The following is a 12,542-nucleotide window of genomic DNA, read 5'->3' on the forward strand; positions in this document are numbered from 1 at the left end:
GGACCGACCGGCGTCTCCGAGATGGATCTGGCAGTGCTGGCCGTCCGTCTGTACAACGTTGGGGTCGCGGATAGCCCGGTCCACACGGTGGCGCTGCTGTCCGTGGCTCGTCGGCGAGCGCCGACGGGCCTCACACCATGTTCTCGGCTTCGATCGTCTGCCAGACCCGGTCGCCCTCCTCCGTGAGGCCGTAGACGCGCCCCTTCTTGCGCTCGTCGGAGACGAGCAGATCGACCAGCTCGCTCTCTCGGAGCTCCTGGAGCGCCCGCGAGACGTGGGCCAGGCCCACGCTGGCGTCGTCGGCGATGTTCGACGGCGTCGACGGTCCCTCGTCGAGGCGACGCATCGCGGCGACCCTGTAGCGCGAGCTGATGACGAAGCTCACGTCGTCCCAGTCGGGGTCGGTCATGACCGTCTCGCCCCCGATCGGTCCGTCGCGCCACTGGGTGACGGCACGCGACAGCGTCCGGTAGTACTGTGGAGTATCACTGTCGCTATAAGCGAGTCGAGTCGGACATAAAGACAGTCGGTCGTTAATCCCGTTCACGCTCAGTAAGCGGGTCTTTCTCGCGTGGTCTCCTCTGCCGACGGTCAGCAGGCGGTCCGTATGCAGTGGTCGGTCGGCCAACGAGCGCCTTCACATATGGCGTCCATAACAATACCACTCGGTTTCCGACCATCAGTCGTGACTTTCAGACGTGTTCGAACCCCTTCAGAGAGCGTTATCGACCGCGCGGGGCGTATCGAGGCCGGAGTACGAGCGACGCGACCAACGACCGACGCCACCTGATGTGGCCCTGGGAACACCTCGCCTGTGGCTACGTCGCCCTCTCGGTACTGTCTCGTCTCCGCGACGGCGATCGGCCCACGGGTCCACAGACCGTCGCCGTCGCGGTCGGGACGCAGTTTCCGGACCTGGTCGACAAACCGCTGGGCTGGGGGACGACGCTGCTGCCCTCCGGCATCTCGTTGGCCCACTCGCTGCTGGTCGCCGTCCCGCTGTCGGCCGCCGTCGTCGCCGTCGCGCGCGAGACCGGCCACGGACGGGTCGGCTGGGCGTTCGCGATCGGCTACCTCGCTCACCTGCCCGGCGACGTCGTCTATCCGATGGCACTGGGCGGACCGCCCCGGCTGGCCTTCCTGTTGTGGCCGCTCACGGAGAGCGTCGCGTCCGCGCCGGTCTCGATCACCGGCCACGTCTGGGCACTCCTCGCCCAGTTCGTCGCCCTGCTGGCCACGCCCGCGGGACGAGTGTACGTCGTCCTCGAACTCCTCCTGGTGGGCGGGGCGATCCTCGCGTGGGTGCTGGACGAGACGCCCCTCGTACCCGACGCCCGGTAGCAGCGGTCAACCGACGAGTGTCACCGGTGTCGTTCGACGCGAACTGGCCAGTACACCGAAAGAACCCACAAAAGCGCACGGGAGGTACTGTATAGCATGGGTGCCGAGCATCACGACGACCAGTTAGCTGCCGTGGAGTTCGACGACGAGCTGTCGTCGTCGTCGGTGACCGTGACGACGGTCTCCGTCGACGACCTCTTCGATGTCCTCGCACGTCCCGCGAACCGATACGTCTTGACGTATCTCCTGCGGGACGAGGGACCGGTCTACGCACACGAACTGGTCGAATACATCGTCGACGAGACCGATCCGCCCGAGGGCCTCTCGGAACAGGAGTATCGTGGCCAGATCGACTCGCGACTGCTCCACGTCTCGCTGCCCAAGCTCGAAGACGTGGGACTGATCGAGTTCGACGGTCGCCGACAACGAATCTCCGAGACCGACGAGACGACGGCCGCACTGCCGTACCTCCGCTTTGCACTCGCCCAGCAGCAAAGCCACGACGACTGATACGGATCGCTGTCCCCGTTTTTTCTGTCGACCTGGACCGGTGTAACTGTTCGTCCGGGACTGTCCGTGCGGACCCCGGCGGCGACGGGATCGCGGCCGCCTCCCAGCAGTGATCGCCGACGCCACGAGCGGCGGGGCGTCTCGGGACCGACGCGCCCGTCTCTCCGGGACAGGAGATCCCTTACGGATTCATCACGCGGCTAACCAGATCTCCACACTCCTATCATCTCCATAACAAAGGCGTCTGTCGCGGAGTGACCTGACGAACACTGGCCCTCAGTGTGGATACTATGACAAACGCGAGAATCGGTGACGGGAGTTACGTAGCACCGGAGGCCGTCGTGGGTCGCGACGAGGACGCGGAGACGACCCCACGACTCGGCGAGAACGCAACGATTCGATCGGGGACCGTGATATACGGCGACGTGACGATCGGCGACGACTTCTCGACCGGGCACAACGCCCTCGTCCGAGACGGAACGGTCGCGGGCGACGACGTGCTCGTCGGGACCAACACGGTCGTCGACGGCGACGTGACGATCGGCTCGCACGTCAGCCTCCAGACCGGCGTGTACGTCCCGCCGGAGACGACGATCGGAGACGAGGTCTTCCTGGGGCCCCACGCCACGGTCACGAACGACAACTACCCGATCCGCTCGGCGAGCGAACTCGACGGCGTCACGATCGAAGAGCACGTCTCGATCGGAGCCAACGCGACGATCCTGCCCGGGGTGACGATCGGTGAGCAGTCGTTCGTCGCCGCCGGGACCGTCGTCACGGCCGACGTTCCGCCCGAGACGCTCGTCGTCGGTGCGCCCGGCCGACACGAGGAACTGCCCGCCTCGCTCCAGGGAGGGAACCGGATCGAATGAGCTCTCAGATCGACCTCGACGAGATCTCACTGGCCGACCCGGTCGTCGAGGACCGCGAACAGCGCCGCGTCCGGTCTGTCCTCGAAAGCGGGCACCTCGCGGCCGGCAGCGAGGTCGCTGCCTTCGAAGCGGCCTTCGCGGACTACTGTGGGACCGACCACGCCGTCGCCACCAGCAACGGGACGACCGCGCTCCACGCGGCGCTGGCGGCGCTCGGCATCGGCGAGGGCGACCGCGTACTCACCACGCCCCTGTCCTTCGTGGCGACGGCCAACGCGATCCGGCTGGTCGGCGCAGAGCCGGTCTTCGCCGACGTGGATCCCGACTCGTACAACCTCGATCCCGAGGCCGCCAGCGAGCGCGTCGACTCCCTCGACGGCGACGTCGACGCCATCATGCCGGTCCACCTCTACGGGCTCCCCGCCGAGATGGATCGGTTCAGAGCGCTGGCCGACGCCTGCGACGCGACCCTGATCGAGGACGCCGCACAGGCCCACGGGGCCACCTACCGCGGCGAGCCGGTCGGATCGCTGGGCGACGCGGGCTGTTTCTCCTTCTATCCGACCAAGAACATGACGACCGGCGAGGGCGGGATGGTCGTCACCGACGACGACGCGGTCGCTCGTCGGCTCCGCTCGTTCATCAACCACGGGCGCGATCCCGAGGACGGCTCCGTCCACCGCTCGGTCGGCCACAACTTCCGGATGACCGACATCGCGGCCGCCATCGGACGGGCACAGCTAGAGCGGCTGCCCGACTTCGTCGAGTCCCGGCGTGCGAACGCCCGGCGACTCTCCGAGGGGATCGATGCCCCGTCGATCACGACGCCGACGGAGGCGGCGTACAAGCGCCACTCGTACCACCAGTACACCGTCCGCTCGCCCGAACGAGACGCGCTGGCGTCCGGCCTCGAACGAATCGGGATCGACACCGGCGTCTACTACCCGACGCCGATCCACGAACAGCCCGCCTACGACGACATCGAGTCGTCGTTCCCCGTCGCAGAGCGACTGACACGGGAGGTCCTCTCCGTGCCCGTCCACCCCTCGCTGGCGGACGAGACGGTCGAAACGATCGCGACTGCGATCGACACGGTGATCGCCGATGAGTGAGAACGGATCTCTCAAGACGGGCGTCGTCGGCGTGGGCAACATGGGTCGCCACCACGCACGCGTCTACGCACAGAACCGCGCCGTCTCGCTGGTCGGTATCGCCGACGCCGACGAGGCGACGGCCCGCGAGGTGGCCGACGACTACGACACGACCGTCATGTCGACCGCCGAGCTGCTCGACGCCGCCGACGCCGTCACCGTCGCCGTCCCGACCCGGTACCACGACGACCTCGTCGAGCGGGCGCTGGACGCTGGCGTCCACGTCCTCGTCGAGAAGCCGTTCGTGAAGGACCTCGCCGACGGCGAGGCGCTGGTCGAACGCGCCGCCGCCGAGAACCTCGTCCTCCAGGTCGGCCACATCGAGCGATTCAACCCCGCCATCCGAACCCTGACGGAGGTCCTGGCCGACCACGAGGTGATCGCGGTCGAGGCCCGCCGGCTCGGTCCGCCGGTCGACCGGGACACGACCGACACGGTCACGATGGACCTGATGGTCCACGACCTCGACGTGACCCTCTCCTTGCTCGACAGCGGCGTCAGGACCGTCGACGCGGTCGGCACCTGTGACGGCCAGCACGTCACCGCACAGCTTTCCTTCGAGGACGACACGGTCGCCCAGTTCAGTGCCAGCAGAGTGACCCAGCAGAAGGTCCGTCAGCTGGCGGTGACGACCCGCGACGCGCGGATCACCGTCGACTACGCCGACCAGGACGTGCGAATCCACCGCCACTCCGTGCCGGCCTACGTCGAGAACGACGGCGACGTTCGGTACCGCCACGAGAGCGTCATCGAACAGCCGACCGTCGCCAACGGCGAGCCGCTGGTGACGGAACTGGACGCGTTCGTCGAGGCGGTCGTGACCGACAGCGAACCGGTCGTCTCCGGGACGGACGGTCTGCGCGCCCTCGAACTCGTCGACCAGATCGACGCACAGGTGTCGACCGAACTGGACGCCACTGCCCAGCAGTCCCGCTAACGAGTGTGAGACGACTATGATACTGTCCCGCCAGTGCGTCGGTCCCGGCCCACCGAGAGCGGCCCGCACGGAGGTGAGCGGATGGGGTCGGTAGTGATCTCCGTCGACGCAGAACTCGGCTGGGGCTTTCACGACGTGTCGGGCCACTCGGAGCGACTGGCGGCCGCCCGCGTCGGCTGGAAGCGACTCGCCGGACTCTGCTCGGAGTACGAGATCCCCGCGACGTGGGCGGTCGTCGGCCACCTGTTGCTCACCGACTGTGACGGCCGCCACGAGAACCACCCCCGCGGTCCGGAGTGGTTCCGGTGTGAACGCGACCGCTGGGCCGACCGTCCGAGCCTGCGGTACGGCCCCCACCTCGTCGCCGACGTGGCGGCGGACCCGGTCGGCCACGAGATCGGCTGTCACACGTTCTCACACGTCCTCTTCGGAGCGGACGACACGACGGCCGCGACCGCTCGCGCCGAGATCGAGGCGTGTCTCGACGCGACCAGCGCGACCGACTACTCGCTTCGCTCGTTCGTCTTTCCGCGCAACAGCGTGGGTCACCGGGAGCTGCTCGCGGAGTACGACTTCGACTGCTATCGCGGTGTCGCCCCGGCGGAACGGACGCCGCTGAACAAACTCCGCGAAGCGACCGTCGGCGAGCCCGAGCCACGCCTCGTCACACCCGCCGTCGACGAGCACGGTCTGGTCGACATTCCGGCGTCGCTGTACCTCTTCTCATTCGAGGGCCGACCCCGGCGACTCCTGACGACGGTCTTCGAGGACCCGATCGTCCAGTACGCCCGTCGCGGGATCGACGCCGCGGCCCGCGAAGACGGCGTCTTCCACATGTGGCTCCACCCGAACAACCTCACCGGTCGCCCGGAGATCGCACGCATGCGAGCGATCTTCGACTACCTCGACGAGCGCCGCGCCGACCTCGCTATCGAGACGATGGGCGAGGTCGCTGCCCGAGTCGACCGAGTGGATCCGCCGACGGCGGGCCACTCTCCCGATGGCGTTTAACTCAGAAAACACTATAGGGCGGGCATAACAAACCCGACACGAGTGGAGTTCCTTTCCATGTCTGAACCCAACCTCAGCGACAGATCGGTGCTGGTCACGGGCGGTGCCGGCTTCGTCGGCGGCCAGCTCGTCCAGACGCTCGCCCCGGACAACGACGTGACCGTCCTCGACGACCTCTCGACGGGCGAACGCGACCGCGTTCCCGACGACGTGACCTTCGTCCACGGCGACGTACGCGACCAGCGCAAGCTCAAGCAGGAGATCGAGGCGGCAGACGTCGTCTTCCACGAGGCGGCCGTCGTCGGCGTCCCGGCCTCGTTGCGAGATCCGCCCCGGAGCAACCACGTCAACACCGGCGCGACCGTCCAGTTGCTCGACTACGCTCGCCAGTACGACACGCGGGTCGTCCTCGCCTCCAGCGCCGCGATCTACGGCGAGCCCGAGTCGGTTCCCATCGAGGAGGACCACCCCCTCGAACCGACCTCACCGTACGGCGTCGACAAGCTCGCAGTCGATCACTACGCCCGCGTGTTCGCCCAGCAGTACGATCTCCCTGTCGTTCCGCTGCGGTACTTCAACATCTACGGGCCGCGGACCGGCCCCAATCCCTACAGTGCCGTGGTCGACGTCTTCCTCGAACAGGCTCGGAGCGGCGACCCGATCACGGTCCACGGGACCGGCGAGCAGACCCGTGACTTCGTCCACGTCGACGACGTGGTCCAGGCGAACCTCCGGGCCGCGACCACCGACGAGGTCGGCGTGGCCTACAACGTCGGCACCGGCTCGTCGGTCTCTATCGCGGAGCTCGCCGAGCTGATCCGGACGGCGACGGACAGCGACTCGCCGATCACACACACCGACGAGCGACCGGGCGACATCAGCGACAGCGAGGCGGACATCTCTCGCGCACGCGAACGACTCGGCTACGAGCCGACGGTCGATCTCCGTTCTGGCATCGACCGGCTCGTCGACGCGGCCGCCCCGGCGGATCCCCCCTCCTCCTCGTAGCGCGTCCATAACAAACCCGTCCCGCCGGGAAGAGAGAGTCACCGATTGCTGCACGGACTTTCAGCAGACATGTTCAACGGACACTCTCTCAGCGTCGTCGTACCGGCATACAACGAGGAATCACACGTCGGCGAAGTCATCGACACGCTCCCGGACTGTGTCGACCGGGCGTACGTCGTCGACGACTGCTCGACCGACGACACTTGGTCGGTCATCCAGTCACACGTTCCCGCCCGCGAACGGTCTCGGTCGCGGGCACGCGCCGACGGCGGCGAGGCGGCACAGACGGTCGTCCCGATTCGCCACGAGCGAAATCGCGGGGTCGGTGGCGCGATCAAGACCGGCTACCTCGCGGCGATCCGGGACGGCACGGACATCGTCGCCGTGATGGGCGGCGACGGGCAGATGGACCCGGACCTGCTGCCCGACATCGTCGCGCCGGTGGCCGACGGCCGGGCCGCCTACGCGAAGGGGAATCGGCTGTGTTCGCCGTCGGACCGTTCGTCGATGCCGACCGTCCGTCAGGCGGGCAACCGCATGCTCTCGGCGCTGACGCGACTCGCGTCGGGGTACTGGGGGATCGGCGACCCACAGAACGGGTACACCGCCGCCTCCACGGCGGCGCTCGAACGCAGCGGGGTCGACGAGATGTACGAGTTCTACGGCTACTGCAACGATCTGCTGGTCAAGCTCAACGTCGCGGACTGCCGGGTCGCCGACGTGCCGATGCCCGCCGAGTACGGCGACGAGACCAGCCACATCGACCTCCGGACGTACGTGCCCCGCGTCTCCGGTATGCTGGCTCGGAACTTCTTCTGGCGGCTCCGCCGATACGCCAGCGACGTCGGTCCGGCGATCCCGGCTGCCTATCTCGGCGGGATCGCGCTTTCCGTCCCCGGCCTGGCGGGCGTCCTGTTCGCGTTGCTGGCGGGTAACAGCGGCTTACTCGCCCTCTCGTCGCTGGTCTTTCTCGTCGCGACCGTGGCGCTCGTGGCCGGCGTCGCGCTCGACCGCAGGCACAACGAGGAGCTGGCCGTCGTCGTCGATAACTGAGCCCTACCGTTCGGGAGCGTCGGTAACCCCTTCTTTCGGTGTCCCCTCGGAAGGCGCAACCACGCCGCTACCGACTGGTAGGCAAGTCAGTCCACTTCGACGGAATCGTTTTGTCGGTATGTACGGATTACCAGGTGTTGATGGCTCCGACACCCACCTACCAGGCCCTCCGCGACGTGGACAGTACGTCTACTACTGTCGGCCGTCCGTCCGTGACCGATCTCGCCACCTCGGGGTGGCGGACGGCTTCGCGACGTGACGGCCGACCGTACGAACGACGCCGATGGAGGACCAGACGATGACCAACGAGACGGACAACACCGACAGTGATCCGCTCGCGGACGCCGCCACGACGTTCGCGGGGACGCCCTGGGAGGGCCGGCCGGTCGATCCGGACCTGCACAGCGATCTGGGGTACGAGCTGGTCGACTGGGAGGTCGTGCCCAACGCTCGCGACGACAAGCAGGTGTTCCTCCCGATCGAGGAGTCGATGCTGCGCGACGAGGCGTTCATCGTCGCGGAACCGGACGCCTGCTGTGACCTCGGAACGAAGCTGTAACTGCGCTCTCGTACGGATGTCGCCCGTCGCTTCGCGGTCGGTCGAGTCCCGCGGCGACGCTCACCGGGACATCGCTACAGCCGTCCGTCTCACTCGACGGTCACGCTCTTGGCGAGGTTCCGTGGCTTGTCGATCGGTCGGTCGAGTTCCGCGGCGACGTGATAGGCGAGCAACTGGAGGTGAACGTTCGCGAGCACGCCCGTCAGTGCCGGATCGGTGTCGGGCACCGGCAAGTGAGCGTCCGCTCGGTCGCCCAGCGGGCTGTCGGCCGGGCCGACCGCGACGACCGGCCCGCCGCGTGATCGGATCTCCTCGGCGTTGCTGGCGACCTTCTCGGTGTTGTGGCCCGTGTCGATCGCGAACACCGGCGTCCGTTCGGTCACGAGTGCGAGCGGACCGTGTTTGAGCTCGCCAGCGGCGAACCCCTCGGCGTGTTCGTAGGTAATCTCCTTGAGCTTGAGCGCTCCCTCCAGTGCGACCGGATGGCCGGTCCCGCGACCGACGAAAAAGTACGCGTCGCTGTCTCGAAACTGCCGAGCCACGGACCGAACGTCGTCCGACTCGACGACCGTGCGGACGCCGTCGGGCAGGGCTGCGAGCGCGCGTCGGAAGGGGCGGCCCCGCCCGGTCCCCTCGCGAGCGGCCAGTTGCTCGGCCAGCAACGCCAGCGTCGCGACCTGCGAGGAGAAGGTCTTGGTGGCCGCGACGCCGATCTCGGGACCGGCCCGGATGAACAGCGCGTCGTCGCACTCTCTGGCGGCCGTGGAACCGACCGTGTTCGTGACCGCGAGCGTGGGCTGGTCCTGTGAGTGCGCCTCCCGGAGCGCCGCCAGTGTGTCGGCCGTCTCTCCGCTCTGGGTCACGCCGACGACGATCGTCCCCGCTCGCGCCGGTGGCGGTGCCGTGACGTACTCGCTGGCTAGGTGTGCGCTCGCGGGGACGCCACGCTCGATCAGTAGCCGCGCCCCGTACAGCGAAGCGTGGTAGGAGGTTCCACAGGCGACGAAGGCCACGCGTTCGACGCCGTCGAGGGTCTCGTCCGCGAGGTCGTCGAGCGCGACGCCGTCGCCGAGTCGCCCCTGGAGGGTCTGCTCCAGGGCCCGTGGCTGCTCGTGGATCTCCTTGTGCATGTAGTGGTCGTAGCGCCCCTTCTCGGCGTCCTCGGCGGTCCACTCGACGGTCCGGACCGGTCGATCGCGGACGCGACCGTCCGCGCCGGTCACCTCGTAGTGATTCGGTCCGATCGCGACGACGTCGCCGTCGTCGAGGTAGACCACGCTGTCGGTGCGCTCGATGAACGCGGGCACGTCGCTCGCGAGGTAGTTCGCGTCGTCGCCCAGGCCCAGGACCAGCGGCGAGCCGTTCCGTGCGGCGTAGACTCGGTCGCTGTCGGCGACGACCATCGCGATCGCGTAGCTCCCGTCGATGTCGCCCAGCGTCGCCCGGAGCGCGTCGACCGGCGTCGCGCCCGCGGCCAGATACTCCTCGACGAGGTGTGGCACCACTTCGGTGTCTGTCTCGCTGTCGAGGACGTGGCCACTCGCCCGGAGTCGATCACGCAACGACGCGTAGTTCTCGACGATCCCGTTGTGGACGACGGCGACCCGCCCCGTGCAGTCGGTGTGTGGATGGGCGTTCTCGTCGCTCGGCTCACCGTGGGTGCTCCAGCGCGTGTGGCCGATGCCGGTCGTGCCGCCGGGACGGTCGCGACGGACGCGCCGGGCCAGCTCGGCGACCTCGCCGGAGCGCTTGACGACCTCCAGGGACGCACCGTTCGGCACGGCGATCCCGGCGGAGTCGTACCCCCGGTATTCGAGGTTGTCCAGTCCCGAGAGCAGCGTCGAGACTGCCTCCTCACACCCCACGCAGGCGGTAATCCCACACATCAGCGGTCACCCTCCATGGCGGTGTGGAGGCGTCGCTGTCGGTCGACTGCGCGTCCGAAGGGCGGTCTTGGCATACACACCCGTTACCCGGCTCGTCACCTTTGTTATGGACGACTCAAGGCTAAAACCTCGCCCTTTAGGGCGGGGATACAGCCGACAATTCCTACACAGTCCCCGTCGATTCCAAGGCCGGATATTCCACGCCCTGCTCGTTACCTTTAATATAATGTCCCATAACTGGTTATAAACACAGTACGATGCTGGAGACGACCCGCACCTACGTCGTACGCATCACGAACCACGGTCAGGTTCGTGACGACCTTGACCAGTGCGGGTTCGTAGCATCCAAGCTGTGGAACGTCGGACGCCACTACATCCAAGGTCGGTGGGATGAGGACGGTGAAATACCCGACGAGAAAGAGCTAAAATCGGAGTTGAAAGACCACGAACGCTACAGTGACCTGCATTCTCAGTCAAGTCAGCGAGTTCTCGAAGAGCTTGCTGAGGCGTTCACCGGCTGGTACAACTCCGACGACGGCAATAACCCACCCGGCTATCGGAAACGTGGTGACCGACACCCGCGCTCCACCGTGACGTGGAAGCAGAAAGCCATCAAGCACGACGACAAGCACGGCCAGCTTCGTCTCTCGAAAGGCTTCAACCTGAAAGAGAGTCGATCTGACTTCATCCTCGCGGAATACGAAACCCGCCCTGACGTAGAAGTCGAGCACATCCAGCAGGTGCGTGCCGTCTGGAACGGCGACGAGTGGGAACTACACCTCGTCTGCAAGAAAGAAATTCCAATCGAGGACGCACCCGGCGACGCCACGGCGGGTATCGATCTCGGTATCAGCAACTACCTCGCTATCGACTATGAGAACGGCCCCTCGGAGCTGTATCCGGGGAACGTGCTGAAAGAGGACAAGCACTACTTCACCCGCGAGGAGTATCAGACCGAAGGCGAGAACGGGCCGTCGAAGCGTGCGCGGAAGGCTCGCCGGAAACTCTCCCGACGCAAAGACCACTTCCTCCACACTCTCAGCAAGCACATCGTTGAGCAGTGTGTCGAAGAAGGTGTGGGAAAGATCGCGGTTGGCGACCTCAGCGACATTCGCGAAGGCGAGAACGGTGATTCGCGGAATTGGGGTCCGTCGGGAAACAAGAAGTTGCACGGATGGGAGTTCGGCCGCTTCGCCCGTCTGCTCGAATACAAGGCCGAGGAACACGGCATCCTCGTTGATCGTGTAGACGAGGAGAACACCTCAAAGACGTGTTCGTGTTGCGGACAGATTCGTGCTAGCAACCGCGTGGAGCGTGGGCTGTACGTCTGTGAGTCGTGCGAGACGACGATGAATGCGGACGTGAACGGTGCGGTGAACATTCGGAGAAAGATAACTCAGAGTCCCCCGACGGGGGATATGAGTAACGGCTGGTTGGCACAGCCCGGAGTCTTCCTGTTCGACCGCGAGAGCGGACGGTTCCCACCGAGAGAACAGGGAGACTGTAGACCCTAATATCCCAACGCTCGGGAATCCTCGCCCTTCAGGGCGGGGAGGATGTCAAGCGACGGCTGTCGGTCGTCCGACGGAGTCGACGGGTAGCTCAGAGACCGCCGGCAGTCTTCACTTCGCCCCGCTCTGTGGCGGCCAGAGGATCGCTCGCGAGTTCGGCCAGTCCGGTCAGATACGAGTGGACCGTCATGTCGACTGCCTCGAACTGGCTCGGGACGACTCCCGCGAGTTCGCCGTCGACGTACGTCGCCAGACAGATTCGTGGGAGCTTGATGCAGTCGAACGCTTCGTCGGTGACGAACGATTCACAGACCGTCTGCTCGAAGGGGAGTTCGACCTCGGGATAGCCGTCTGCCCAGCGTTCGAACTCCTCGATCTTGTTGTGCAGGTATCGCCCGACCGGCGACTGGGAACAGCGTTCCCCCGTGTAGAGACGATCACCCCACACCTGAACGGTGAACCGATCGATCCTGTCTCGTTCCTCCAGTCCGTCGAGGCGTTCGAGGACGGCCGACTGCGTCGTCTGGGTGGGCGTCGGTGCCCCCAGCGACCGAACGAACACGTCGACGCGAACGTCGTCACTCGCTTCGACGCGCTCGCTGTGATTCGACCACCACTCACGGTACGGTGTCTCTGACATCGTGTTCTTCTTGTGGGTCCGTACCAGCCGACATAAGCGGGTTCGACCGTTCACAGAACTGAT

13 protein-coding genes are annotated in these 12,542 nt (G+C 66.4%); 10 read left to right on the top strand and 3 right to left on the bottom strand.

Annotated elements, in window-relative coordinates; translation table 11 throughout:
• Positions 1–130: 130 nt before the first annotated feature.
• Positions 131–409: a winged helix-turn-helix domain-containing protein gene (locus HMUK_RS09745; protein WP_049940890.1), complete on the bottom strand. Its 279-nt coding sequence runs from the start codon at positions 407–409 to the stop codon at positions 131–133.
• A 380-nt stretch (positions 410–789) separates the two neighbouring features.
• Between HMUK_RS09745 and HMUK_RS09750 the strand changes: the two genes are divergently transcribed.
• From HMUK_RS09750 to HMUK_RS09790, 9 genes are all read left to right on the top strand, one after another.
• Positions 790–1,341, top strand: a complete 552-nt coding sequence (locus HMUK_RS09750; protein ID WP_015762989.1) for a metal-dependent hydrolase — start codon at positions 790–792, stop codon at positions 1,339–1,341.
• 96 nt (positions 1,342–1,437) lie between these two features.
• A complete protein-coding gene (locus tag HMUK_RS09755) occupies positions 1,438–1,851 on the top strand; it encodes a DUF7344 domain-containing protein (RefSeq protein WP_015762990.1) in 414 nt (137 codons plus the stop codon).
• A gap of 290 nt (positions 1,852–2,141) precedes the next feature.
• Positions 2,142–2,723, top strand: a complete 582-nt coding sequence (locus tag HMUK_RS09760; protein WP_015762991.1) for an acyltransferase — start codon at positions 2,142–2,144, stop codon at positions 2,721–2,723.
• Complete coding sequence (locus HMUK_RS09765; RefSeq protein ID WP_015762992.1) at positions 2,720–3,835, top strand: DegT/DnrJ/EryC1/StrS family aminotransferase; 1,116 nt, start codon at positions 2,720–2,722, stop codon at positions 3,833–3,835. Before HMUK_RS09760 ends, HMUK_RS09765 begins: the two co-directional genes overlap by 4 nt.
• Entirely contained in the window at positions 3,828–4,811 is a 984-nt protein-coding gene (locus tag HMUK_RS09770) for a Gfo/Idh/MocA family protein (RefSeq protein WP_015762993.1), read from the top strand. Before HMUK_RS09765 ends, HMUK_RS09770 begins: the two co-directional genes overlap by 8 nt.
• A gap of 81 nt (positions 4,812–4,892) precedes the next feature.
• Positions 4,893–5,822 carry a polysaccharide deacetylase family protein gene (locus HMUK_RS09775; protein ID WP_015762994.1) on the top strand — a complete coding sequence of 310 codons (930 nt, stop codon included), beginning with the start codon at positions 4,893–4,895 and terminating at the stop codon, positions 5,820–5,822.
• 57 nt (positions 5,823–5,879) lie between these two features.
• Positions 5,880–6,830 (top strand): NAD-dependent epimerase/dehydratase family protein, encoded by a 951-nt coding sequence (locus HMUK_RS09780; protein WP_015762995.1) that lies wholly within the window; start codon positions 5,880–5,882, stop codon positions 6,828–6,830.
• Positions 6,831–6,899: 69 nt separating this feature from the next.
• Positions 6,900–7,883: a glycosyltransferase family 2 protein gene (locus HMUK_RS09785; protein WP_015762996.1), complete on the top strand. Its 984-nt coding sequence runs from the start codon at positions 6,900–6,902 to the stop codon at positions 7,881–7,883.
• A gap of 298 nt (positions 7,884–8,181) precedes the next feature.
• Positions 8,182–8,442: a hypothetical protein gene (locus tag HMUK_RS09790; protein WP_015762997.1), complete on the top strand. Its 261-nt coding sequence runs from the start codon at positions 8,182–8,184 to the stop codon at positions 8,440–8,442.
• A gap of 89 nt (positions 8,443–8,531) precedes the next feature.
• On the opposite strand, the gene glmS is transcribed toward HMUK_RS09790, so the two are convergent.
• Complete coding sequence (gene glmS / locus HMUK_RS09795; RefSeq protein ID WP_015762998.1) at positions 8,532–10,328, bottom strand: glutamine--fructose-6-phosphate transaminase (isomerizing); 1,797 nt, start codon at positions 10,326–10,328, stop codon at positions 8,532–8,534.
• Positions 10,329–10,585: 257 nt separating this feature from the next.
• On the opposite strand from glmS, the gene HMUK_RS09800 reads away from it, so the two are divergent.
• Entirely contained in the window at positions 10,586–11,842 is a 1,257-nt protein-coding gene (locus HMUK_RS09800) for an RNA-guided endonuclease InsQ/TnpB family protein (RefSeq protein ID WP_015762999.1), read from the top strand.
• A gap of 88 nt (positions 11,843–11,930) precedes the next feature.
• Here the strand turns inward: HMUK_RS09800 and HMUK_RS09805 are convergent, their stop codons facing one another.
• Positions 11,931–12,479: an HTH domain-containing protein gene (locus tag HMUK_RS09805; protein ID WP_015763000.1), complete on the bottom strand. Its 549-nt coding sequence runs from the start codon at positions 12,477–12,479 to the stop codon at positions 11,931–11,933.
• Between the last annotated feature and the right edge of the window lie 63 nt (positions 12,480–12,542).

The organism is Halomicrobium mukohataei DSM 12286, from assembly GCF_000023965.1.
Taxonomy (GTDB): Archaea; Halobacteriota; Halobacteria; order Halobacteriales; family Haloarculaceae; genus Halomicrobium; species Halomicrobium mukohataei.

Coding starts and splice junctions, on each gene's coding strand:
- HMUK_RS09745 (WP_049940890.1), bottom strand. CDS start 409: ATGACCGACCCCGACTGGGACGACGTGAGCTTCGTCATCAGCTCGCGC.
- HMUK_RS09750 (WP_015762989.1), top strand. CDS start 790: ATGTGGCCCTGGGAACACCTCGCCTGTGGCTACGTCGCCCTCTCGGTA.
- HMUK_RS09755 (WP_015762990.1), top strand. CDS start 1,438: ATGGGTGCCGAGCATCACGACGACCAGTTAGCTGCCGTGGAGTTCGAC.
- HMUK_RS09760 (WP_015762991.1), top strand. CDS start 2,142: ATGACAAACGCGAGAATCGGTGACGGGAGTTACGTAGCACCGGAGGCC.
- HMUK_RS09765 (WP_015762992.1), top strand. CDS start 2,720: ATGAGCTCTCAGATCGACCTCGACGAGATCTCACTGGCCGACCCGGTC.
- HMUK_RS09770 (WP_015762993.1), top strand. CDS start 3,828: ATGAGTGAGAACGGATCTCTCAAGACGGGCGTCGTCGGCGTGGGCAAC.
- HMUK_RS09775 (WP_015762994.1), top strand. CDS start 4,893: ATGGGGTCGGTAGTGATCTCCGTCGACGCAGAACTCGGCTGGGGCTTT.
- HMUK_RS09780 (WP_015762995.1), top strand. CDS start 5,880: ATGTCTGAACCCAACCTCAGCGACAGATCGGTGCTGGTCACGGGCGGT.
- HMUK_RS09785 (WP_015762996.1), top strand. CDS start 6,900: ATGTTCAACGGACACTCTCTCAGCGTCGTCGTACCGGCATACAACGAG.
- HMUK_RS09790 (WP_015762997.1), top strand. CDS start 8,182: ATGACCAACGAGACGGACAACACCGACAGTGATCCGCTCGCGGACGCC.
- glmS (WP_015762998.1), bottom strand. CDS start 10,328: ATGTGTGGGATTACCGCCTGCGTGGGGTGTGAGGAGGCAGTCTCGACG.
- HMUK_RS09800 (WP_015762999.1), top strand. CDS start 10,586: ATGCTGGAGACGACCCGCACCTACGTCGTACGCATCACGAACCACGGT.
- HMUK_RS09805 (WP_015763000.1), bottom strand. CDS start 12,479: ATGTCAGAGACACCGTACCGTGAGTGGTGGTCGAATCACAGCGAGCGC.